The organism is Providencia sp. PROV252 (genome assembly GCF_033676005.1).
Classification (GTDB): domain Bacteria; phylum Pseudomonadota; class Gammaproteobacteria; order Enterobacterales; family Enterobacteriaceae; genus Providencia; species Providencia vermicola.
Map to the genome: position 1 here is coordinate 1,857,146 of NZ_CP096294.1, position 23,512 is coordinate 1,880,657.

At 39.5% G+C, this 23,512-nt stretch carries 23 protein-coding genes; 9 read left to right on the plus strand and 14 right to left on the minus strand.

Annotated features, from left to right (window positions below):
* Window positions 1-36 precede the first annotated feature (36 nt).
* The 3 genes from M1F05_RS08495 to punC all read right to left on the minus strand — a co-directional run bounded on the left by M1F05_RS08495 (window position 37) and on the right by punC (window position 2,632).
* Window positions 37-309 (minus strand): putative quinol monooxygenase, encoded by a 273-nt coding sequence (locus M1F05_RS08495; RefSeq protein ID WP_206084041.1) that lies wholly within the window; start codon window positions 307-309, stop codon window positions 37-39.
* Between the two features lie 24 nt (window positions 310-333).
* Window positions 334-1,092, minus strand: coding sequence for a helix-turn-helix transcriptional regulator (locus tag M1F05_RS08500; RefSeq protein WP_241016832.1), 759 nt, complete (start codon window positions 1,090-1,092; stop codon window positions 334-336).
* A 316-nt stretch (window positions 1,093-1,408) separates the two neighbouring features.
* A complete protein-coding gene (punC, locus tag M1F05_RS08505; protein ID WP_206084042.1) occupies window positions 1,409-2,632 on the minus strand; it encodes a purine nucleoside transporter PunC in 1,224 nt (407 codons plus the stop codon).
* 123 nt (window positions 2,633-2,755) lie between these two features.
* On the opposite strand from punC, the gene punR reads away from it, so the two are divergent.
* Window positions 2,756-3,667: a DNA-binding transcriptional activator PunR gene (gene punR, locus M1F05_RS08510; protein WP_206084043.1), complete on the plus strand. Its 912-nt coding sequence runs from the start codon at window positions 2,756-2,758 to the stop codon at window positions 3,665-3,667.
* Here punR and purR read toward each other — a convergent pair whose 3' ends face one another.
* Both purR and sodB read right to left on the minus strand, forming a co-directional pair.
* Window positions 3,668-4,693, minus strand: coding sequence for an HTH-type transcriptional repressor PurR (gene purR / locus M1F05_RS08515; RefSeq protein ID WP_206084044.1), 1,026 nt, complete (start codon window positions 4,691-4,693; stop codon window positions 3,668-3,670). It abuts the gene before it with no gap.
* A gap of 433 nt (window positions 4,694-5,126) precedes the next feature.
* Complete coding sequence (sodB, locus tag M1F05_RS08520; RefSeq protein ID WP_206084045.1) at window positions 5,127-5,705, minus strand: superoxide dismutase [Fe]; 579 nt, start codon at window positions 5,703-5,705, stop codon at window positions 5,127-5,129.
* 1,057 nt (window positions 5,706-6,762) lie between these two features.
* On the opposite strand from sodB, the gene M1F05_RS08525 reads away from it, so the two are divergent.
* On the plus strand, window positions 6,763-7,107 hold the full coding sequence (locus M1F05_RS08525; protein ID WP_206084046.1) for a Grx4 family monothiol glutaredoxin: 345 nt from the start codon (window positions 6,763-6,765) through the stop codon (window positions 7,105-7,107).
* A 75-nt stretch (window positions 7,108-7,182) separates the two neighbouring features.
* On the opposite strand, the gene rnt is transcribed toward M1F05_RS08525, so the two are convergent.
* Window positions 7,183-7,827 (minus strand): ribonuclease T, encoded by a 645-nt coding sequence (gene rnt, locus M1F05_RS08530; RefSeq protein ID WP_206084047.1) that lies wholly within the window; start codon window positions 7,825-7,827, stop codon window positions 7,183-7,185.
* A 128-nt stretch (window positions 7,828-7,955) separates the two neighbouring features.
* The gene (gene gloA, locus M1F05_RS08535; protein ID WP_206084048.1) at window positions 7,956-8,363 is read right to left on the minus strand and encodes a lactoylglutathione lyase; all 408 of its coding nucleotides are present in this window, start codon (window positions 8,361-8,363) and stop codon (window positions 7,956-7,958) included.
* A 181-nt stretch (window positions 8,364-8,544) separates the two neighbouring features.
* Between gloA and M1F05_RS08540 the strand changes: the two genes are divergently transcribed.
* Both M1F05_RS08540 and slyA read left to right on the plus strand, forming a co-directional pair.
* Window positions 8,545-8,790, plus strand: a complete 246-nt coding sequence (locus M1F05_RS08540; protein WP_206084049.1) for a DUF1289 domain-containing protein — start codon at window positions 8,545-8,547, stop codon at window positions 8,788-8,790.
* Between the two features lie 540 nt (window positions 8,791-9,330).
* On the plus strand, window positions 9,331-9,765 hold the full coding sequence (slyA, locus tag M1F05_RS08545; protein ID WP_206084050.1) for a transcriptional regulator SlyA: 435 nt from the start codon (window positions 9,331-9,333) through the stop codon (window positions 9,763-9,765).
* A 495-nt stretch (window positions 9,766-10,260) separates the two neighbouring features.
* On the opposite strand, the gene M1F05_RS08550 is transcribed toward slyA, so the two are convergent.
* Window positions 10,261-10,728: a glycine zipper 2TM domain-containing protein gene (locus M1F05_RS08550; protein WP_206084051.1), complete on the minus strand. Its 468-nt coding sequence runs from the start codon at window positions 10,726-10,728 to the stop codon at window positions 10,261-10,263.
* A 527-nt stretch (window positions 10,729-11,255) separates the two neighbouring features.
* On the opposite strand from M1F05_RS08550, the gene anmK reads away from it, so the two are divergent.
* The 4 genes from anmK (at window position 11,256) to pdxY (ending at window position 15,586) form a co-directional block, all read left to right on the plus strand.
* Window positions 11,256-12,371 carry an anhydro-N-acetylmuramic acid kinase gene (gene anmK / locus M1F05_RS08555; protein WP_206084404.1) on the plus strand — a complete coding sequence of 372 codons (1,116 nt, stop codon included), beginning with the start codon at window positions 11,256-11,258 and terminating at the stop codon, window positions 12,369-12,371.
* Window positions 12,372-12,396: 25 nt separating this feature from the next.
* Complete coding sequence (gene pdxH / locus M1F05_RS08560; RefSeq protein ID WP_206084052.1) at window positions 12,397-13,050, plus strand: pyridoxamine 5'-phosphate oxidase; 654 nt, start codon at window positions 12,397-12,399, stop codon at window positions 13,048-13,050.
* Between the two features lie 161 nt (window positions 13,051-13,211).
* Entirely contained in the window at window positions 13,212-14,486 is a 1,275-nt protein-coding gene (gene tyrS / locus M1F05_RS08565) for a tyrosine--tRNA ligase (protein WP_206084053.1), read from the plus strand.
* Between the two features lie 236 nt (window positions 14,487-14,722).
* Window positions 14,723-15,586: a pyridoxal kinase PdxY gene (gene pdxY / locus M1F05_RS08570; RefSeq protein WP_206084054.1), complete on the plus strand. Its 864-nt coding sequence runs from the start codon at window positions 14,723-14,725 to the stop codon at window positions 15,584-15,586.
* 62 nt (window positions 15,587-15,648) lie between these two features.
* Here pdxY and gstA read toward each other — a convergent pair whose 3' ends face one another.
* Window positions 15,649-16,254, minus strand: coding sequence for a glutathione transferase GstA (gene gstA / locus M1F05_RS08575; RefSeq protein WP_206084055.1), 606 nt, complete (start codon window positions 16,252-16,254; stop codon window positions 15,649-15,651).
* A gap of 306 nt (window positions 16,255-16,560) precedes the next feature.
* On the opposite strand from gstA, the gene M1F05_RS08580 reads away from it, so the two are divergent.
* A complete protein-coding gene (locus M1F05_RS08580; RefSeq protein ID WP_206084056.1) occupies window positions 16,561-17,427 on the plus strand; it encodes a DUF817 domain-containing protein in 867 nt (288 codons plus the stop codon).
* 471 nt (window positions 17,428-17,898) lie between these two features.
* Here the strand turns inward: M1F05_RS08580 and sapF are convergent, their stop codons facing one another.
* The 5 genes from sapF to sapA are packed head-to-tail and all read right to left on the minus strand — an operon-like array spanning window position 17,899 to window position 23,221.
* On the minus strand, window positions 17,899-18,702 hold the full coding sequence (sapF, locus tag M1F05_RS08585; protein WP_206084057.1) for a putrescine export ABC transporter ATP-binding protein SapF: 804 nt from the start codon (window positions 18,700-18,702) through the stop codon (window positions 17,899-17,901).
* On the minus strand, window positions 18,702-19,697 hold the full coding sequence (gene sapD / locus M1F05_RS08590) for a putrescine export ABC transporter ATP-binding protein SapD (RefSeq protein WP_206084058.1): 996 nt from the start codon (window positions 19,695-19,697) through the stop codon (window positions 18,702-18,704). Before sapD ends, sapF begins: the two co-directional genes overlap by 1 nt.
* Entirely contained in the window at window positions 19,697-20,587 is an 891-nt protein-coding gene (gene sapC, locus M1F05_RS08595) for a putrescine export ABC transporter permease SapC (protein WP_206084059.1), read from the minus strand. The genes sapD and sapC overlap by 1 nt, the downstream gene beginning before the upstream one ends.
* Entirely contained in the window at window positions 20,574-21,539 is a 966-nt protein-coding gene (sapB, locus tag M1F05_RS08600) for a putrescine export ABC transporter permease SapB (RefSeq protein WP_206084060.1), read from the minus strand. The genes sapC and sapB overlap by 14 nt, the downstream gene beginning before the upstream one ends.
* The gene (gene sapA, locus M1F05_RS08605; RefSeq protein WP_206084061.1) at window positions 21,536-23,221 is read right to left on the minus strand and encodes an ABC transporter substrate-binding protein SapA; all 1,686 of its coding nucleotides are present in this window, start codon (window positions 23,219-23,221) and stop codon (window positions 21,536-21,538) included. The genes sapB and sapA overlap by 4 nt, the downstream gene beginning before the upstream one ends.
* Window positions 23,222-23,512: the final 291 nt, after the last annotated feature.

A 23,512-nucleotide genomic window follows, 5' to 3' on the forward strand; every position in this document is an offset into this window, starting at 1 on the left:
ATAGCTAATTTGATTAAAACCTTGTTTTTTAATCGGTTACTTTTCACTAAAATTAACAGAAAAGCTGGCATTATCACGTTCAATCGCTTCAACTAAGCGCCTAAAGTGCGGACTGTTTTTGTGCATTTCGAGTGCCTGAGTGCTTTCCCACTCTTCGAAAACAATATAGCCGTTTTCTTTAGCCATAAGATCATATTGAATGCATCCTTTCTCGCGGCGGCTCAGCTTTGCTAAGTCACGAATGATTTCTCTCGTTAAATACCCATCCGTTCTTTCAGTTGTAATTTGGGCATACACAACAATACTCATTCCGTTCTCCTTATGTATTAAGAACTATCTTAATGGGTACTTGGTTTTTGTATTGTAAAAAAGCGAATAATCTGATTTTAAAAAGGCGGACGGGGTCATAGTAAAGTATCTTTTGAAATCTCGATAAAAATGAGATTGATCATAATAGCCTGTTTCAAACCAGCGATAAGTATCATGATCTATTACCATGTTTTTTAAAACGTGTTCTAAGCGGCAATTGATCTGGTAGCGTTTGGGTGTAATACCGTACTCTTTTAAAAACTCTTTTTGAATGACACGCAGATGAAAACCTGTCTCATCGGCAATATCGGTGATTTTTTTTGTTGGATTACGGTAGAGCAATTCGATGATTTCATCCGTGAAATGCGGTTTTTTGGTCGCTTTAGTTTGAGTAAAGCAATCTAATAGCTCTTTAAAAGATGAACAGGCAAGCGCTTCAAACCAGTTATCTTGCCAAATATCAGCAAGGGCAATGGGCCTATCCGTATAATTGAATGTCCGTTGGGGTAACAAAAAGCGTAATGCGTCGTGGCGAATACGCAATACCATGGTTTTTGCATGATTAGGGTTTGCTGTAAACGTATTGATTCTCGGTATGATGAGTTGAAATGAGTTAGTCGTAGAGTGGCCGTCAGCAGACATACAAATTGGATCCGATGAAACCCAAATTTCAGCCCCTGTCCCTGGAAAAATTTTAATCGCACTGGTGAACTCTTTGATAATCAAAATAGAACTAACAAAGCCTTTCAATTCATCTGGTGGATAATACTGTTTCAACATCATACTTGAGCACTCATTATTTGTTATGGTAATGATAGCGTTTTTTGACAAGAAAAATAACCATTGAAAGCATGAGTTTTAGAAGATAAAAAAATAAAATAGCTTTTTTTTAGTGAAATACGCTTTAATTAGGTAAAGGTCGCTAATGGATAATGCGTTAAACCGCATTTTTAAGCAAATATCACCTGCTACGGAATATGACAAAAGCGTAGTCAATGCCTACAGTTAGCTTAAGAATAATATATTTGATTAATGGGGAAGTGATAGTGAAAAACTGTACCGCATAGTAGCGGCACAGCGTATAACGAATCTAAAGGAATTAATTTGCTTGGCAATCAACTGGTTTTAACGTTTTTTCATCTTTGACAGCGCAGCGCTGCATAAAATAACCAATCGCCATTGGAATAATGGTAAAGGCCATCACACCCGTTGTTGCAAGAAGTGGGTCAAAAGTTAAAGCGGAAACTAACAAGCTAGCTAAGAAGCATAAGCCAAGTTGTAAAGCGTTTTGTAATGCCGCTGCTTTACCACTTGCTGTAGGGAAGGTATTTAATGCTTTTGAAACAGCTATTGGATACGATGCTCCGTTCATGGCAGCCATAAAGCAAAATGGAATTAAAATCATGGTTAATGATGGTTCAGTATAGATAGCCATGATGAATAATATAGACATGCTAACTGCATAACCAATTAAGAGTAGTGGGAATAAGATTTCAGCACGCACCTTGGCCAAAACAAGGCGACAACCATAGCCACCAACAATGAAAGCAAGTGTTTGGGGGATATAGCTCAATCCAATATCCGCTGGGTTAAAGCCCATATTACGTAGGATAAAGGGGGAGCCAGTTAACCAAGCAAAAAAGCCTGCACTACAAGAGGCATAGACTAAGACGTTGCCACTAAAAATGGGAGAGCTCAGTAACTTACCAAATGAGATTTTGGTTTGAGGCTGGTTTTCATCTTCGTGTTTTTTTACAGAAATATTTTTGAGGAAAAATGTCGGTAAGAGTAATAAAACACCGACAGCCATTAAGATTAAAAAGATAGCTTCCCAAGTTTGGTGTTCAAGCACCCATGCACCTAATAACGGCGCAAGCGCAGGGGAGAGCGCGACTAATGGCATGATAGATGCGAAAACTTTTTGTGTGCTTGCTTCATCATAACGGTCGATAACAAGGGCTTGCCATAAAACGGCGGCGGAGCACACACCAACGGCTTGTAAAAAACGCAAGGTTAATAATTGTGTTGCTGTCGTGGCCCAAAAAATCGCTAAACTGCTCACAATAAAGATAGTAAGACCAACGATGAGCACAGGCTTGCGGCCAAGTTTATCTGAAAGTGGGCCCCAAAGTAGCTGAGCAAACGCGAAGCCTGCTAAAAAGATACTGAGAGAAGCACTGATAGCCCCTTCTGTTGTGCGCAAAGAGGTCTGCATTGCACCAAAAGCAGGCAGGTACATATCAATGGCTAAAAACCCCAACATGCTTAATCCTGCAAGGTACAGCATAAATCCAGGGGAATTTTTTTTCACAGTCGTCGTCATAATGATTTACTTATCTGATATTTAAAAAAATGTTAACGGTGATGACATTGTATAGGCTATTTTTTTGTCTTGTGAAACGGTAATATTTGGATCTTGCTATCAAAATATTTGAAAGGAGAGACTATGTGGTCAGCTCATGCACTTGAAGTAATTGATGCCGTTGCAAGAACGGGGAGTTTCAGTGGTGCCGCAGATGAGTTACACCGCGTACCTTCAGCAATCAGCTATACCGTCAAACAAGTTGAAGAATGGTTAGCCGTTCCCTTGTTTGAACGTCGACACCGGGACGTCATTTTAACCGAAGCAGGGCTGATTTTTATTAAAGAAAGCCGTTCTGTTATCAAAAAAATGACAGAGACACGTCATCAATGCCAACAAGCGGCTAATGGTTGGCGTGGGCAGTTCAGCATTGCAGTTGACTGCATCGTTAAACCACAGCGGGCTGAGCAACTTATTCTCGATTTTTATCGCCATTTCCCTGACATTGAATTGTATATACACCCAGAAGTATTTAATGGTGTTTGGGATGCCTTAGCGGATGGCCGCGTGGATGTGGCGATTGGTGCCACCCGAGCTTCACCGATTGGCGAACGTTACAGCTTTCGTGATATGGGGTTTATGTCGTGGATGTGTGTCGCAAGCCCTGAACATCCATTAGCAAAAATAGAACATAGCCTAACAGACGATGAAATGCGTGCATATCCAAGTTTGTGCTTAGAAGATACTTCTCGAAGTTTACCTAAACGAGATACTTGGGCGCTGGATAACCAACGGCGTTTAGTGGTTCCCTATTGGGAAAATGGCTTAGCTTGTTTGGCAAATGGCCTTTGTGTGGGGATGGTGCCCGAACATCGAGCAGCTCCTTTATGCGCAGAAGGTAAACTGGTGGAATTGACATTAGCACAGCCATTTCCACCCAGCCCATGTTGTTTAACATGGGTAGAAAAAAACACCTCTCCCGCACTGAGCTGGTTATTAGATTATCTTGGCGATAATGAAACGCTCAACGCAGAATGGTTATCAACATCATATTGATTATCGACGATAGTCAATAAATGGTCCATCAGCAACCGAACGACGCTCAACAAGACGAGGATGAACTTCGATAGTTTGAGCGTCTTCGCGCTTATTCACTATACGGTCTAATAACATAGCGAACGCCATTTGCCCTAAACGCTCTTTAGGTTGGTGGATAGTAGTCAATGCAGGCGTAAAATAGCGCGCATTGCGCACATTGTCGTAACCGATGATTGAGATATCCTGTGGAACGCGCAAGCCCATTTCATCTGCCGCACAAATCGCCCCCATTGCCATGATATCACCACCACAGAAAACGGCGGTAGGGCGCTGTTTATGGCTCAAAATCTGCATCATCGCTTTATAGCCAGACTCAGGTTCAAAATCCCCTTGGACAATCCATTCGTCTTTTAAGGTCACTTTGGCTTCTTCCATTGCTTTTTGGAAGCCAGTCAGACGCCCAATCCCAGTATTCCGCTCAAGGGAGCCTGGGATCACACCAATATCACGATGTCCTCTATCAATGAGATAACGTCCTGCGAGATAGCCCCCATGGAATGAATTATCGATGATGCTATCGGTAAAATCCCCTCTCGATGTGCCCCAATCCATTACCACCATCGGAATATTGCGATAATCTTCGAGCATGCCAATGAGTGTATCAGGATATTCAGAACACATTACCAGCAGACCATCGACACGTTTTTGTGCAAGCATTTGCAAGTAGGCTTTTTGTTTACCCAAATTATTATGAGAGTTACAGAGGATCAGTGTGTAGCCTTTTTCATAACAGCTGTTTTCAACGGATTCGATAACTTCAGCAAAATAAGGCGCCTCACTCGACGTCGCTAACAAACCAATTGATTTCGTGTGATTCACTTTTAAACTACGGGCAACCGCACTAGGTGAATAATTGAGCGCTTTGATGGCAGCCCAAACCGCAGCCTTGGTGTCATCAGCCACAAAGCGCGTTTTATTAATAACATGGGATACGGTGGTGGTAGAGACGCCAGCGCGTTTCGCCACATCTTTAATCGTTGCCATGGGGGAATAAAACTCCTGACCAACTATAGGTCTCTCTAAGAATTCTAGTTAAAAAATTACCTGCATATTGATGCATAGATCCTTCGCTGGCAATAATTTAGCGATTTGTTGTCGATTTTGTCTGATCTAGCGCAAAAACGAAAGAAATAATTGATGTTATAACATGTGATATAGACACTGGTTTCGCTTTTTTGGATGTGTATACTTAATAACCTTATAGTTTGAGTGGTTATTGTTAATTCAATTTTGTTAGGATGAGAGGAACTCATGGATACAGATGTTAAATATGGATTACTAGCTGCGCTGGGTTCATTAGCAATGATTATTTTTATTGCTGCACATATCTTCTAATTTGTGTTTCATCTTCATTGGGTGAATGCATAAGGGCGAGTTTTAACTCGCCCTTAATCGATCTAGAATAACTGTTTAATAATTAAGCTAAATTTTCTTCTACAAATTTCCAGTTAACTAGTGCCCAGAAATTTTCTAAATATTTAGGGCGTGCATTACGGTAATCAATATAATAAGCGTGTTCCCAAATATCTACTGTTAACACAGGTTTATCATCACCAGAGATTGGTGTTGCTGCGTTAGATGTGTTAACAATAGCTAAATTACCATCGGCTTTTTTCACTAACCAAGTCCAGCCAGCCCCAAAGTTTTTGGTTGCTGCATCCGTAAATTGTGCTTTAAACTCGGCGAAAGAACCAAAGGTTTTATTGATAGCGTCTGCAACTTTCCCCGTTGGTTCGCCACCTGCATTTGGTGCTAAGCAGTGCCAATAGAAGGTATGGTTCCAAACCTGAGCCGCATTGTTAAATACCCCAGCTTCAGAAGTCTTAATGATTTCTTCTAACGATTTACCTTCAAAATTAGTGCCTTTGATTAGGTTGTTTAAGTTAACAACGTAGGTATTGTGGTGCTTACCGTAGTGGTATTCTAAGGTCTCAGCAGAGATATGAGGTTCTAAAGCATCTTTTGCATACGGTAGAGCGGGAAGTTCAAATGACATAACGTACTCCTTGATTGCTTTTGTATCAAAACATATGGGTGTTTGCTCGTAAAGTGAGCTAAGTGTCGTACTTCATTGTTTATCTACAGTTTTGCCAAATGGCCTGTATGATTCTTAATATATTAATAGTAACACGATTAACCCTACAAAGGGTAAATGTAATCGCGTTAATCGCATGTTAACAATAAAATGTTTGAATAATATTTTATTGTTATTGGATTAAGTGATGTGTTCGGTTCTTGCATACAGAGAACATGTAGAAATAATAACGAGCGAGGGTGGTTCTAAAGGACTGTCATCAATGGGGGCAATATTGCAGAGGATTGGCATAATACTTTGAATTTTTAGTATTTATTTGCCAGTGGTTGACATTAGTTCCAGCCAATGAAAGTTCTAATCAAAAAAATGACATTGATGAAAATGATAGTTGTAAGCAAGTAGATAAAAGCCTTGAAGAAAAGAGGGGCTATGTCTGGTTGCACCCGATCTTTAATAATAAAAAATATCATAAATACAAAAAATGGGACGACTATTAGTAAGGTTGTAATGGGATTGCTATGCATAAGATTCATATTTTAGAAAAATATAATTCTATCCTTATTGCAGAGTTGTGCAAGTATGATGAGAGAGCTATGTGGGGCATATCAAGTAGATTTACGTTGTTAAGCATAGTTATACCGTATTTTATTGCTACCCTCACGTTGATTTATTGTTATTTGTTTAGATTAATGCAAAACAATTAGCAAAATATGAAGTTAAACATATTGTTAAAGACATCAAATTGGCAGATAGATCACCGTTAAATATAGACAATATACTCTTAGTGAAAATGATGTTTCGCTATAAAACAAGGTATAGTTTTGTTTGACTTGAATCATAAATAAGTCACAATAGTAGCAAATCAAAGGAGGGGGATTCCCCCTCTTTTTTCATACAATAGCCGTTGACATATTCAAAGCAAAATATCGTATTACGTAGTATATTTTAGGGCTAAAAATCAATTATCTAATTGATAAATAAGAATATACTAATCATGTTTAATGTTAAGGAAGTAAAAATGACAACAATTGAAAGAATTGAGCGCCAAATTAAAGAAAACCCAATTTTATTATACATGAAAGGTTCTCCAAAACTTCCGAGCTGTGGTTTTTCAGCTCAAGCAGTTCAAGCCCTATCTTCATGCGGTGAGCGCTTCGCTTATGTTGATATTTTACAAAACCCAGACATTCGTGCCGAATTGCCAAAATATGCAAATTGGCCGACTTTTCCTCAGTTATGGGTAGATGGCGAGTTAGTTGGAGGTTGTGACATTATTATGGAAATGTTCCAACGTGGTGAGCTGCAATCGCTAATCAAAGAAACTGCGGATAAATATCGCCCAGAAGATGACGCTAACGCGTAATCACTGAATAGTAATAAAAAACCGCAGTAGATAAAACAAAAGCTGTTTATCTACTGCGGTTTTTTTATTGTCTGTTTATTTTTCGTCTTCAATAATTGGCCAACCACCAAGTTTCTTGAATTTATTCACAATTTCGCAAAATAAAAGTGCAGTGCGATTCGTATCATACAGTGCACCATGGGCCTGTTTACCATCGAATGGTATTCCTGCACTAACACAAGCTTTCGCTAAGATTGTTTGACCAAATACTAAGCCACTTAATGCTGCGGTATCAAAAGTCGCAAAAGGATGGAATGGGTTGCGTTTTAGCCCCGCACGTTCGGCAGCATTCATGACAAAACTGTGATCGAAATTTGCGTTATGTGCAACAATTATCGCGCGGTTACAATCAGTATTTTTCATTCCTTTACGGATGACTTTAAAAATGGCATGTAGTGCATCATACTCACTAACCGCACCACGCAATGGGTTTGTTGGGTCAATACCAGTAAACGCAAGAGCGGATGGTTCTAAATTGGCACCTTCAAATGGATCAACATGGAAATGCAGTGTTTCATCCATTGAAAGCCAGCCATCTTTGTCCATTTTTAGTGTGATAGCGGCGATTTCAAGTAGACCATCTGTTTTCGCGTTAAACCCACCCGTTTCAACATCAATAACAACAGGGTAGTATCCCCTAAAACGGCTTACTAGGGCATTTGGATTATTTTTTTCAGACATTAGGACTTTCGATTATAAAGTTGCTGATTAGCATATATTATGCCTAAATCAGGAAAAAATGGCAGAGAAACTCAGAAGAAAGTTTAAACGGCTATTTGACCGCTTAAACTTAGAAATAGTAAATGCAATTAATGGCCTAAACCTTTACTTGCGCTTTTGTTTTCGATCAATTCAATTTTATAGCCATCTGGGTCTTCAACGAAAGCAATGATTGTTGAGCCACCTTTAACTGGGCCTGCTTCTCGAGTCACATTCCCCCCCGCATGGCGGATATCATCACAAGTTTTTGCAACATCATCTACGCCTAGAGCGATATGACCATATGCATTCCCCATATCATAGCTATCAACGCCCCAATTGTAGGTCAGTTCAATAACAGCGCCTTCACTTTCATCACTATAGCCAACAAAAGCTAAAGAATATTTATACTCAGTATTTTCACTTGTTCTAAGTAAACGCATTCCTAACACTTTGGTATAAAAATCAATTGAACGTTGCATATCAGTAACACGTAACATGGTATGAAGTAAGCGCATATAACCCTCTTAAAATTTACTCAACATTTCTGAATCGATTTACCTATTAACTATTAATATAACGTGGTTAAATTGCTAAATACAGCGATAGCAGTTTATTTTTTGGTCAAATAGTGGTAATACTCAGTTTTTAAGAGTATATCATACCTTTACGATAGTTTTTACAGTTGAAGGGGAAGCGATGGCTGAACAACTTGAGTTTTTTGACATTCCTAGCCCTTGTCGTAGTATTTGCCAAACGAATGAGCAAGGTTATTGCCTAGGCTGCTATCGAACTCGTGACGAACGATTCAATTGGTTAAAATTTTCGAATGCAGAAAAACGCAATATCATTCGGTTATGCCGCCAACGCTATCTAAGAACGATAAATAAAAAAGTCGTTCAAGGTGACGTTATCGATAGTCAGCAACAACTTTTTAATGAATAACATTGGGAGATTGTTGATTGATTTTAATCATATAGTTTTCATCTAAATTAATTCATCTAAATTAATTCATTTATAATTATTTTAATTTTATTAGTTTCCGTGTTTACATTTCAATTAAATTTTATTTATTAAAATTTAATATGCTTGAATTAAAATGAATTTCATATCGAATATTTTTAAGATTAACTATATTGTTTTGTTTTTTAATGAGTTATATTAAGTTGTATTTTCTATTGTTTCTGGTAATTACCATAAAGACTAAAATAGATAGATCCAAAAGAAGACTCCAGCTATTCTTATTAGTAAGAAAGTTTATAGATTATGGTATTTTCCTGAGTAGACTTTCCAATTTAAAATAGATATGTATTAACCTGATACATATCACTTTAAGCTGATGGAGATATCACTACAAATAGGTATTTGTTAGCTTTTACGTCAATAAAAAGTTGTAAACATAAAAGGAAATTAATATATAATTTAAAAAATAATATGAGTCTGGTATATTTTTTAGACATTATAATTATATAAAAGGAGGGTAAATTGGAATCACAAATAGGGACAGAGCTATCACGTGTAGTTCGCATGTGGAGAGCATTAATTGACCATCGATTAAAACCACTAAAACTAACGCAAACTCATTGGGTTACACTACATAATATTAGCCAGCTACCACCTGAACAATCACAGATCCAACTGGCGAAAGCCATAGGAATTGAGCAGCCGTCGCTCGTCAGAACATTAGACCAATTAGAGGAAAAAAAACTCATTTCAAGGCATACTTGTGCAAATGATAGACGTGCAAAAAGAATCAAACTAACTGAGGAATCAGAGCCATTTATTAAAACAGTTGATCAAGTGATTAACAATACGCGAATTGAAATATTAAGTAACATTAACCAAGAGGAGCTTGACCTACTGTCTCAACTTTTATTAAAGCTTGAAAGGAATATTATTCGCTTACAGAGTGATTCATGATATTTATATTATATCATGAATAATAAATGGATTTGTAATTATTTGGTTTGTTATGTTTATTAGCCAAACGTAGCTTTAAATAGTTTGAACAGCATATATATAACCTATATACTTTTGCTTTAATCATTAAAGTCATGAGTGATATTATTTCAATGGATCAATTTTAATGTGCTATAACTATTGTGAATAGGAAAGGGGTTTAATCATATTGGTTAAAAAATGTGTCATTAACTAGTTTAATATGGAATTTAGTACTTAGAATAGAAAAATACGTTTATGGTAATATCAACATGCATCAATGTTGCGCAGGAAAAATAAGTCAGTCTTTTTAGTTTATACACAAATAATCTAAAGATTAACGTGCGCATCATTAGTTAATCAATGAAGATAATACTATATGTGATAGATAGTTGAATGTTATTGAATGGCAGATGATAAGTGATGTTCACCGACATTGTCGTCGGTGAACATGCTTTAATCATTAATATGACAAAATTAGCGAGGGGATACTGTAACTGTATTTCCGCTATTTGCAATCATGACACGTTGGCCATTACGAAATGTACTAGGATCTTGTTTTTGTACAACAACAATATTTTTACCGCTGTCTAAACGGATCTCTAGTTGAACACCTTGGCTTCTATTTAAGGCGCCTTGCGCTTGTTGCCCAGCTAGACCACCAGCAATAGCACCCGCTGCAGTTGCAAGAGTATTTCCTGTACCACCACCAATGGTATTACCTAATAAGCCACCTAGAACTGCACCACCAATTGCACCGATGACATTACCATCTTCACCAGCTTGAATAGTCACAGGGCGAGCGTTCAAAACAGTACCATAGGTCACAGTTTGAACCTGTTTTGCGTCATTGGCCGAAATAGTATCACCAGAAAGTGTACTGGTATTGACACAGCCTGATAACGCTGCAACTGCAACAACACCTACAAAAACTTTCTTAAGCATAATAACTCCTATGAGATTTGCTGTTTGTGGCACTAACATAGCATCGTATATTTGTTTTCACCATCAACACAACAACTATCAAAATAATGGTATTTAAAGCGATGGTTAGAATACTGATTCTGATTTAAATAGAGTGTAAACACTAGGTAAAATATCTCAAATTCAACATTATTTCATTGAGTAAGGCACGCTTTGTTAAACATACCTCACGAACAGTCATTTTATGAATGTCTTTCGCATTGATAGCTAAAACGCATCCGAATAGTGCCTGTTTAAAATTGAAACACTTTCATGTTTAGCAGATTATTTTATTGCAAAACATTATGTTTAGAATTTTAAATCCATATATTAAAAAACGCCATTTTTATTTAGGTTGTAAAGCAATTTCTGCTCTAAAAATAAATATTTATTATTCCTGCGAAGCAGCACGAGAAATTACATCGAATTGTTGACAAAATTCTCCTTCAAAGCACAATCTTTAATAACTGAAATTGAAAGCGAATGTACACTCTGAAGGAACAAGAATGATGATTAAGTCAGGTCGTTACATAGGGGTTATGTCAGGAACTAGTCTCGATGGAGTTGATGTTGTTCTCGCCGCAATTAGCGATAAATTTGTTGCAGAACAGTCCAGTTTGAGTGTCACATTTCCAATTGACTTGAAAAAAAGAATTTTAAACATCTGCCAAGGCCAAGAAACAACACTATCTGAAATTGGTAAGATAGACCGCGAATTAGGTTCACTTTATGCAGACGCGATTAATCAATTATTGGTAAAAACAGGGTTAACTTCGGCAGATATCATTGCAATTGGGTGCCATGGGCAGACAGTATGGCATGAACCTGACGGAGAACAGCCATTTACTATGCAACTTGGTGATAATAATCGTGTTGCAGCGTTAACAGGGATCACGACTGTTGGTGATTTTAGGCGTCGGGATATGGCTTATGGCGGTCAAGGTGCTCCCTTAGTGCCTGCTTTCCACTTAGCCGTTTTAGGCCATCCAACTGAAAAACGTATTGTTTTAAATATTGGTGGGATAGCGAATATCACAGCGTTATTACCAGGCGCTTATGTAAAAGGCTATGACACAGGGCCAGGTAATATGCTAATGGATACTTGGACTTGGCGTATTAAGCAAAAGTCGTTTGATAATGATGGTGAATGGGCTAGTCAGGGTCATATTGATAATTTGTTACTTAAAAACATGATGAATGATCCTTACTTCAAACGGTCATCGCCAAAAAGTACAGGGCGTGAATATTTTAATATGCAATGGCTAGAACAACATTTAGTCGCGTTCCCTTCAATATCTGCCCAGGACGTACAAACCACACTGTGTGAGCTCACCGCAGCTTCTATTGCTGAACAAGTTTTATTATGTGGTGGAAGTGAGCGGCTAATTGTGTGTGGTGGAGGCGCTAAAAACGCCTTTTTGATGCAGCGTTTATCAGCTCTGTTACCTGGTATTGAAGTAGCGGCAAGTGATAAGTTTGGTCTTAGTGGTGATGATATGGAAGCTTTGGCGTTTGCTTGGTTAGCAGCACGTACTGTCGCTGGGTTATCAGGTAATCTTGCTTCAGTGACAGGCGCGACAAGGGAAACCGTTTTAGGTGCAGTGTACCCTAAAAATAGTGACTAGAAATAATCGAATTAAAGGATATCAAATGAATGAGATAAGTGAAGTCGATCTCGCCTCTATTCGTCGTGAGTACACAAAAGGCGGTCTACGACGCAGTGACTTAACTGCTAACCCATTAACCCTTTTTGAATTATGGATGAAACAGGCGTGTGAGGCGCGACTAAGTGACCCGACTGCGATGTCAGTGGCGACAGTGGATGAAACTGGGCAACCCTATCAACGGATAGTACTGTTAAAGCATTTTGATGATAAGGGCTTAGTATTTTACACCAATATGGGGAGTCGTAAGGCACAACACCTTGAAAAAAATAATAAAATAAGTTTGCACTTCCCATGGTATCCACTTGAACGTCAAGTGAACTTTACGGGCGTTGCTGAACGTTTAAATCCGATTGAGGTGATTAAATATTTCCACAGCCGGCCTAAAGATAGCCAAATTGCAGCTTGGGCATCTGAACAATCTTCTAAAATTTCAGCAAGAGGAATTTTAGAAGGTAAATTTTTAGAATTAAAACAAAAGTTTAAAAATGGAGAAGTGCCTTTGCCGAGTTTTTGGGGGGGCTTTCGTGTGGTATTTGATAGTGTTGAATTTTGGCAAGGTGGTGCTCACCGCCTACATGACCGTTTTTTATACCAAAGGGAAGGGGAAGGCTGGAAAATTGATAGATTAGCCCCTTAGGATCATGTTTTTTAGCTGGCACTTAATTGATATGCGCTTTATGCTATAGACTCGTTTAAGAAAATTGACAAATTATACTGGCGCGTTTGTGAGATCCATCAAAAACGCGTTGGCCATTCAAACTAAAGTAGATAGACAAAATACAACAGATGGAGTCATTGATGTCTAGCAATAACCTGATTAAACAATTGCAAGAGCGGGGCCTCGTTGCCCAGGTAACGGATGAGGATGCGTTAGCAGAGAGACTGGCGCAGGGCCCTATCTCTCTCTATTGTGGTTTCGATCCTACCGCTGACAGCTTGCATTTGGGACATCTGGTTCCTTTGCTGTGTTTAAAACGATTCCAACTAGCCGGGCACAAGCCTGTGGCGTTGGTAGGTGGCGCAACGGGCCTTATTGGTGATCCGAGCTTTAAAGCTACTGAACGTAAATTAAATACCGCAGAAACCGTTCAAGAGTGGGTAGAAAAAATCCGTAACCAAGTTTCACCATTTTTAAGCTTTGATTGTGGTGATAACAGTGCGCGTCTTGCTAACAACTATGATTGGTTTGGCAAAATGGATGTACTGACTTTCTTACGTGATATTGGTAAGCATTTTTCGGTTAATCAAATGATTAACCGTGAATCCGTTAAGCAACGTCTTAACCGTGATGATGTTGGTATCTCCTTTACTGAATTTGCGTATAACCTATTACAAGGTTATGACTTTGCAAATATGAACCATGAAATGGGTGTAGAACTGCAAATTGGTGGTTCCGACCAATGGGGTAACATTACCTCTGGTATCGATTTAACTCGCCGTCTTCATCAAAACCAAGTGTTTGGCATGACCGTTCCGCTGATCACTAAAGCTGATGGGACTAAATTCGGTAAAACTGAGGGTGGTGCAGTTTGGTTAGATCCGAAAAAAACCAGCCAATACAAATTCTACCAGTTCTGGATTAATACTGCGGATGCAGACGTCTATCGCTTCCTCAAGTTCTTCACCTTCATGGAACTCGATGAAATTAACGCGCTGGAAGAAGAAGATAAAAACAGTGGTAAAGCACCACGTGCGCAATACGTTTTAGCGGAGCAGGTGACTAAATTAGTTCACGGCGAAGCGGGTTTAGCGGCTGCTAAACGCATTACTGAAAGCTTGTTCTCTGGTGCGGTTTCTGATTTAACAGAAGCAGATCTTGAACAACTAGCACAAGATGGTATGCCATGCATCACTTTAGAAGAGGGTGCTGACCTGCAACAAGCATTAGTTGACTCAGAATTAACGCCATCACGTGGGCAAGCAAGAACAGCAATTAGCTCTAATGCGGTTTCTATCAATGGTCAAAAACAGACTGAGCCAATGTATGTCTTTACAGACGCAGACCGTTTGTTTGGCCGTTATACCTTGATCCGTCGTGGTAAGAAAAACGACTGCTTAATTAATTGGAAATAGCTCTGACTAACCTTTGTAATATCAGCCTGGGGAGTTTTCCAGGCTATACTCGTCATATTTCAAGTTGCATGGGTGTTAACTGAACTTAGCTAGCTTGATGACATGCTTATATATGTTCATCAGGTTATCTTCTCTTTTCGACGACATGCAATTTGAATTATTTGGGGTATATTCATATTAGCAATGGCTAATCACTGATTTCTCTTCATTCGATATAACAATTCTCTGGGTTCTTAATGAAAAGCGTATTATCAATTCAATCCCATGTTGTTTTCGGCCATGCAGGAAACAGTGCTGCTGCATTCCCTATGTGCCGTATGGGCGTAGATGTGTGGCCACTCAATACCGTACAATTTTCTAATCACACGCAATACCCTCAATGGACGGGAACCGTATTTCCTGCTCAGCATTTAACAGACATTGTTGAAGGGCTTGCTAAAATTCATAAACTTGAAATCTGTGATGCCGTATTAAGTGGTTATATCGGTTCCGCAGAACAAGGTGACGATATACTTGCGATCGTGAAAAAAGTGAAAGCTTCCAATCCACAAGCCCTGTATTTTTGTGATCCAGTAATGGGGCATCCTGAGAAAGGCTGTATTGTTGCTCCTGGCGTTGCTGAATTCTTATGTGAAAGAGCATTGGCGGCAAGTGATGTTATTGCACCAAACTTACTTGAATTAGAAACACTCGCAGGTAGAACAATCAAGACGGTAGAAGAGGCCATTGGCGCAGCAAGAGAACTTTGTCATAGAGGTCCCAAAATTATTCTTGTGAAACATTTGAGCCGTGCAGCCTATAGGGCTGATCGTTTTGAAATGATTTTGGTTACTGCGGAGCATAGCTGGCATGTTAGTCGTCCATTAGTTGATTTCGGCGAGAAGCAACCTGTAGGGGTGGGCGATTTGACGAGTGGCTTGATGCTAGTGAATTTATTAAAAGGTGAACCCCTTAATAAAGGACTAGAACATGTTGCAGCTGCAGTTTATGAAGTAATGATTAAAACAAAAGAAATGGGTGAGTACGAACTGCAACTGGTGGCAGCTCAAGATAAAATGGTTAATCCAGAACACAAGTTTTGTGCCACTCAGGTAGACTGATTTATCTGTTTTTGACTAGAAATAAAATAGCGCCCTAGTTTTAGGGCGCTATGATTGAAATCTTAGATTAAACCTTCTGCTTTTAGTGCCTCTTGGACATTCGGGCGTTTTGCAACTTTAGTAATGTAATCTTGTAAATGCGTTAAGCTTGATAAATCTAAGCCAACGTGTTTTGCCCATCCACTAACTGTAAATAAATAGGCATCTGCTACGCTAAAATTGTCGCCAGCAAAGAACGCCTGCTTTGCTAATACGGAGTCAGCATATTTGAATTTATTCAATAATACTTTGCGAGCCGTTTCTTTATAATCCTCAGGTGTTCCAGGAGTAAATAAAGGCGAGAAGTTTTTATGAAGTTCTGTTGAGATGAAATTTAACGCTTCCATTTGATGGTAGCGTTTCATTGAGCCAGCAAGAGCAATCAGATTTCTATCTGGTTTTTGGTCTGCAAGATACTGAACAATAACAGCACCTTCAGTAAGTTGATCCCCATTATCTAACACTAGAGTAGGAACTTGGCCTTTCGGGTTTATTGCTAAGAAATCTTCACCTTTCTCTGTTTTTTTCTCTTTGATGTTTACACGTTCAATCGAGAAATCTAATCCAGTTTCACGCAAAATAATATGTGGAGAAAGAGAACAAGCACCGGGAGCGTAATACAATTTCATCATAGGACTCCTAAGTTTTGAAATGGGTAGTAATTAGCAAATAAAAATCTCTCTTGTTAAGTATATCACTACTTTCTGTTAGCAAATTGCCATCGGGTGCGAGTTATGCCATAAAAGGTGAATTTAAATAAAAAGGAGTGTGAATAATGCCTTGTCGCGTAGATTTGGATATTCATACTGAAAATGAAAAAAATCAAAGAGATTTAAGATAGTTACCTTATCGAATTAAAAACTAATTTGATAAAATTCTTCACTTATTGGCACATAAAAATTAATAATAAATTTAAATAATAAGTGAGTGAATAAATGGGGAGTATGAGTCATAAGCTCAAATTTTTAGGTAAATTAGACCAAAAACTCATGGCACATACGCCAAGTAATAGTCGTGGCATTAAACGTTTTATTTTAGAATTTTGGTTTTTTGGCCTTATCAATGCACGTTCTTGTTTATTCGCTGGTTTTTTCTTTTTAGCACTATTTTTAGTGCCCGCAAAAGGTATTTTAGGATTACCCCGTTATGATGCCTTGCTGATTTTTGCTGTCGTATTTCAGGCCATATTAGTGTGGTCAAAATTAGAAACATGGGATGAACTAAAGGCGATTTGTGTGTTTCATTTGGTCGGATTTATGATGGAGTTATTTAAAACGTCCGCAACCATAGCGTCATGGCAATATCCCGATGCAGCATTGACTAAACTTTGGGGGGTTCCTTTATTTACGGGGTTTATGTATGCTGCTGTGGGGAGTTACATTATTCAATCATGGCGTTTTTTTAAAGTTAGAATTGAACATTACCCACCCTATTGGATGGCAACGTGTGTCGCACTGGCGATTTATATTAATTTTTTTAGCCATCATTATATTGACGATTATCGTTGGTATTTAACCGCCTTTATTTTTGGTTTGTATGCACGGAGTGTGGTTTTTTATACTCCACTTGATAAAGAGCGCAAAATGCCTTTATTACTTGCCTTTATGTTAATCGGTTTTTTTATTTGGCTAGCCGAAAATTTTGGGACTTTTTTCGGTGTTTGGCAGTATCCCAACCAAATTGGTGCATGGTCAATGGTGCATGCGGGCAAATGGGGAGCGTGGTCTTTATTGGTGATTGTCACCTTTACGATTGTCGTTCACCTTAAACATATTAAGGCGAACGTCACAGTGGCTCGTTAAGGTTACTTTGTCATAAGTATGTTGGTTAAGGAGATAATGATATTCCTTAACCAAGTAGCTAAGATTCAATTTCAATGAGAAAGCGGGATTTTTGTTGATGTTTTTGATCTCCCCAAGGCATCATTCGCTGTTTAGGGTAACTGGCGAAAAATAAAACGATTTCTTGCAATTATAACCATTTTATTTAGGGTGATTTCTCCTTCAATATTCTTATCGAAACGACTTGCAGTCAAATTTGTAATTGTATTGATAACAGATAATGCTTCTATGTTTTCATCATCTAATGCGTGTATTTCGGCTATGCCTTGTAATGCATATGCAGTTGCTTTTTGAGTATTTTAAAGGGTTGAAATGCCACGAAAATTACTGATACGTACCATATCTATTTGAATACTCACTCCTTTTCCCTTTCCTCTTTAATCCATAGACTATCATTTAGTGTTGTACAATTTTATAGAAAGTAGCTAGAGGTTACAGGTCTTGCCGCCACGCATCAATTGACAGAGGTTCGCCAAAGTGGCTCTCAATTAAACGGCGGGTCACATCGTGAAGTGGAGCGGCAAGTACTTCTGCTGTATTGCCACGCTCCACAACCTCGCCTTTATCCATCACAAGCATTTTATCACTAATATGTTTCATCATCCCAAGGTGTTGAGTTACATAGATATAAGCGATGTCATGTTTGGCTTGTAAGTCTAACATTAAGTTAATAATTTGCGAGCGCATGGACATATCAAGTGAGGCCAGTGCTTCATCCGCCACGATAATTTCGGGTTGTAAAATAAGCGCGCGAGCAAGGGCGATACGTTGTTTTTGCCCTGACGCTAGCATATGTGGGTAATATTCTGCGTGATCTGCTAACAATCCGACTTGGCGCAACGTTTGGATAATTCGTCTTTCACGCTCTATACCTGTTAAATCTGTATTTAGCTTTAACGGTAACTCCAATGTTTGGCCGATACGTTGTCGGGGGTTCAGCGAGGTACTAGGGTCTTGGAAGATCATACGGATACGTTGACTACGGTAACTATAATCACCAAAATTTAGACGCTGTCCGCGGATCATGATATCTCCGCTGGTGGGTTCTACAACCCCAGAGAGCATCCGGGCTAATGTTGATTTTCCTGAACCATTAGCCCCAATAATTGCCAGGGTCTGGCCTGCTTGTAAATTAAAGCTAATCGGCTTAACGGCTTGCAGTTCGTGGCGGTGGAACAAACCTTCACGAAACCGAAAGGTTTTCGTTAGATTACGGACTTCCAATAACGTTTCCATTAGGGTTGCTCCTCAGTATTGAGTGGGTAATGGCAAGCCACTAAATGGTTTTTGATATTACGTAGCTGTGGGGCTTCAATACAGGTGCGCTGTGCATAAGGACAACGTGGCCCAAGCCGGCAGCCAATAGGTAAATGTTCTAATGATGGAATTGCGCCAGGCAAGGTATTTAAACGGCCTTTATGGGGGATTGGGCTTTCAAAATCAGGAATAGATCGAATCAAAGCTTGGGTATAAGGGTGGCGTGGTCGCTGTAAGATATCTTCAGGTGTCGCACTTTCCACGGTTTGTCCACAATATAAAACATTAATGCGGTCTACTAATTTTGACATCATTTCCATATCATGACTGATTAGCAAAATCCCCATGTTATTATTTTGATTCAGCTTATCTAGCAGGCGGAAAATCTGTGCCTGTGTAGTGGATTCCATGGCATTTGTGGGTTCATCTGCAATTAACAAGCGAGGTTGGTTAGCGATAGCAATCGCTATCATGACTTTTTGGCACTCACCATCTGTTAGCTCATAAGGATAGCTGTGCATGATATCTTTATGATCTTTAATACCAACCCGATGCAAAAGCTCAATTGCACGACGTTTTCTCCAGTTAAAACGTTGCCACCAGCGGCCTTTATAAGTCCAACCAGGAATGGATTGAATGAGCTGTTTACCTATGTCAGCTGCAGGGTCTAAGCACGATTGTGGTTCTTGGAATATCATCGAAATATTGTGGCCAATTAACTTACGGCGCTTGCGGGGGCTAAGCTTTAATAAGTCAATATCTTGGAAGCGAAAGCGGTCGGCAGTAACGCGGATGTTATCTTTTGTTACGCCACAAATGGCTTTGGCAATCAAGCTTTTCCCTGAGCCAGACTCACCGACTAAACCGCGAATTTCACCTTCAGAAAGTGTCATAGAGACACGGTCAACGGCTTTGACAGGGCCGTTGGCAGTCATAAACTCAATCGTTAAATTGCGGATGTCTAAGAGCGGCATTATTCAACCCCCGCATTGATGGCTCGGTGTAATCCGTCACCTAGTAAGTTTACAAATAAAACACTTATCATGATAGCGACCCCAGGTAAAATTACTGTCCAAGGGGCAACATAAATCAATTCTAAGGTATCACCTAGCATGGCTCCCCATTCCGAAGAGGGTAACTGTGCGCCTAAATCTAAAAAACCTAAAGCGGCAATATCAAGAATAGCGATAGATAGCGCTCGGGTTAATTCCGTGACTAAGATAGGGGTAATGTTCGGTAATACGGTATACCACAAAATAAAAATGTTAGATGCGCCATCAAGGCGGGCAGCAACGATATATTCTTTGTCTAACTCATCATGCACCGCAACGTAAATTGTTCTTACCATTCGCGGTATCAATGCAAGGCAGATGGCCAACATGGCATTTTCAAGACTTGCTCCCATAAATGCGACAACAATAATCGCTAACAGTAAGGATGGGATAGATAAGAGAGTGTCGAGGATATGATTAAATACGGCAGATTTTAACCCTTTCGTCATTCCTGCAAGGCAGCCTAGAACTAAACCGATAACAGTGGCAATAAAAGTGACAAGGATTGCAGAGCCAAAAGTCGATTTAGTCCCGATTAATAAGCGGCTTAAAATATCACGGCCAAGATCATCTGTGCCGAAGAAGAAAGCAACTTCACCGTAATGTGACCACGATGGTGGCGTTAATTGATACCCTAAAAATTGTTGATCTAAGGCGTAAGGTGCGAGATAAGGACCGATAAAACACAAAATAAGCAAAAATAGCACACCAAAAAAGCCAACCATCGAAACGATGTCTGATGAAAATAAATTCCATACCACCCGCGCAGGGGATGGCATTTTCTGTTCACGATAAAAATTATCTGAGGACATACCAATCCTTATGTTTTAACGGGTCCATCATTGCGCCTAAAATATCGGATAACACGTTGACAGTAATGACGAGTGCGCCAATTAACATAACACCTGCAGAGATTGCGGAGTAGTCTTCTTGTCGGATAGCAGTGACAAGCCAACGTCCAAGCCCTGGCCAGTTAAACACTAATTCAGTAACCATGGTGAGTGTAAGCATAGTGGAAAATTGCAGACCCAGCTTTGGTATTATGGGGGGAATAGCATTATGAAAAATATGACGGCGAATTATTTTAAGGCGAGAAAGCCCGCGGATAGCCGCAGCTTTGATATAGTTTTCACTTGCAATTTCTTCAGTGCTGTTTCTCACTAAGCGAATGACTTCAGTCGTTGGCGCTAAGGCGAGGGTGAGTACAGGTAAAATCATATGTTCTAACACATTGATTATCATGTCTTTACGATAAGGTGATTCAGAGAGCCATGCATCAATTAGTGCAAAACCAGTGACTGGTTTTAGGTTATATAATAGGTCAATACGGCCTGAAACTGGAAGCCAGCCAAGATGTAATGAGAAAAATAAAGTCAGTACCAGAGCTAAAACAAATACAGGAACGGAAAAACCCAGTAAGGCAAACACACTAATGGCAATATCTGCGGGTTTGTTACGCCAAAATGCAGCAATAATGCCAAGGGGGATACCTGTTGTTAAAGCAAAAATAAATGCCAAAATGCACAACTCCATTGTGGCAGGAAATGTGTCTTTAAGTTGTTCGGTAATAGGTTCACCATTAATACTGGACACACCAAAATCAAAATGCAATAAACCGTCAAAGTAGAAAATATAGGCATCTAAGAGTGAGGCACCGCTGAGCGGGGCATTAGGGGTGAAGTAGCTCAGGCTAAAACTGACCAATGACAAAAAGAAGACGGTAACCAGTAATAACAAAAAGCGGCGCAATGAGTAAATAATCATGGTTGCCCCCCTTGTTTTTTCGGTGCCACTTTCGGTTTTTGTTCCATTTCACGATATACCCCTGCAAATGAAGTATTACCAAAGGCACTGATCACGAGTCCTTTCATATCATAACGATAAGCTTGTAATCGTAATGAATAGGCTAATGGTAAAATAGGTAAGTCCTCACCTAAAATTTGCTGAGCTTGATGGTAGTAATCAATCCGTGAGGCTAATTGTTGGGTCAGTAGTGCTTTATGCAGAACTTCATCAAATATGGGGTTACACCAATGACTTAAGTTAGTTTGTGAACCAATTGCTGCACAACTGAGTAACGGGCGGAAAAAACTATCAGGGTCGTTACTGTCTGTTGTCCAACCTGCTAATGTCATATCGTGAGTTCTATCCATTAGCTGATTCTCTTGGAAGCGGCCTTCTACTGAGCGGATATTCATGGTGATGCCAACTTGGGCTAAGTCTGCTTGAATAAGCTCTGCCATTTTTAATGGGCTTGGATTATACGATTGTGAGGCAATAGGCACCCACAAATCTAATTTCAGATTTTCTAACCCCATATCTTGTAGCATTTGCTTGGAAAGTTCAGGGTTGTAATCTGTAATTTTAGCTTGGTTATCATAAGCCCAAGATGCACGTGGTAAGATTGATGCTGCTGTTTCTGCGGTGCCATAATAAATCGATTGCATCAGTCGCTCATTATTAATGGCGTAAGCAATCGCTTGACGAACTTTGAGTTGATCCAGCGGCGGCTTGCTTGTATTAAACGCCAAATAGGCAATATTCATCCCTGAACGCATGGAGATGCGCAGGCGAGGGTCATCTCGTAGGACTTTTAGTTGACTCGCAGCAGGGTAAGCTAACACATCACACTCCCCTGTGAGCAGCTTTGAAATACGTCCTGTGCCTCCAGCGCCCATATCGATCACGACTTCTTCCATACGTGGCTGGCCTTTCCAGTAATGATCATTTCTTAGCAAGCGAACAAATTGGCCGGCTTGGTAGTCATCTAGCTTAAATGGCCCTGTACCAATGGGGCGCCAATCAATCAATTCTTGGCGATTAACACTTGATAGCGAGTCAGCATATTGAGCCGAGAGAATAGGGGCGTAGTGAGTCGCTAAATGCCATAAGAATGATGCATCAGGGGAATTTAGGCGAAATTCCACAGTGTAATTATTAATTTTGCGAATGCTTCGTACACTGCTGGCAAATTGCAGGCTATCAAAGTAAGGATAACGACCACCATTAATATAATGATAAGGATGGTTAACTTCAAACATCCGAGCAAAGCTAAAAACCACATCATCTGCGTTCATATTGCGTGAAGGGGTAAACCAAGGTGTTTCTTGGAACTTAACATCTTTTCTTAGGTAAAGACGATAGGTCGCGCCATTATCAAACACTTCCCAGCGTTCAGCGAGTTCTGGAATGAGACGATATGTAAATGGGTCGACATCCAGTAAGCGGTCATAAATTTGTGCGCCTAGCGGATCAACGATTAACCCACTACTGACGAGTTGAGGGTTAAAAGTTGTCACAATCCCATTCACACAGTAAATGAAACCTTTCTGGCGAATATCTGCAGGGACTTCATTAGCGACAATATCTGTAAACCGCTCTTGGTTACTGAGCGCATTGGCAGATGTAAGAATGAGAAATAAAAAGCAAAGAGTTAGTCGGCGCATAACACTGATATCGTTAACCTGAATTGACCTATTGTAGCGTAAAAAAGAGCAAACAGGGTATAAGCAAAAATTTGACGTTAACGCTGAACGAAAAGCCATCTAGATAAAACTGATAATAATAAAATTATGATGTTTATCATTGAAGTATGTCTGAATGAGAAAAAATCGCATTAAAAAGCTTTACAAATGACACTGATAACTATTATCATTCGCTTTGTCACTTAGGTGTATACCTATAGTGACAAGGCATGACATTGCTCACATTGCTTCCAGTGTTTTATTTGATAGCCA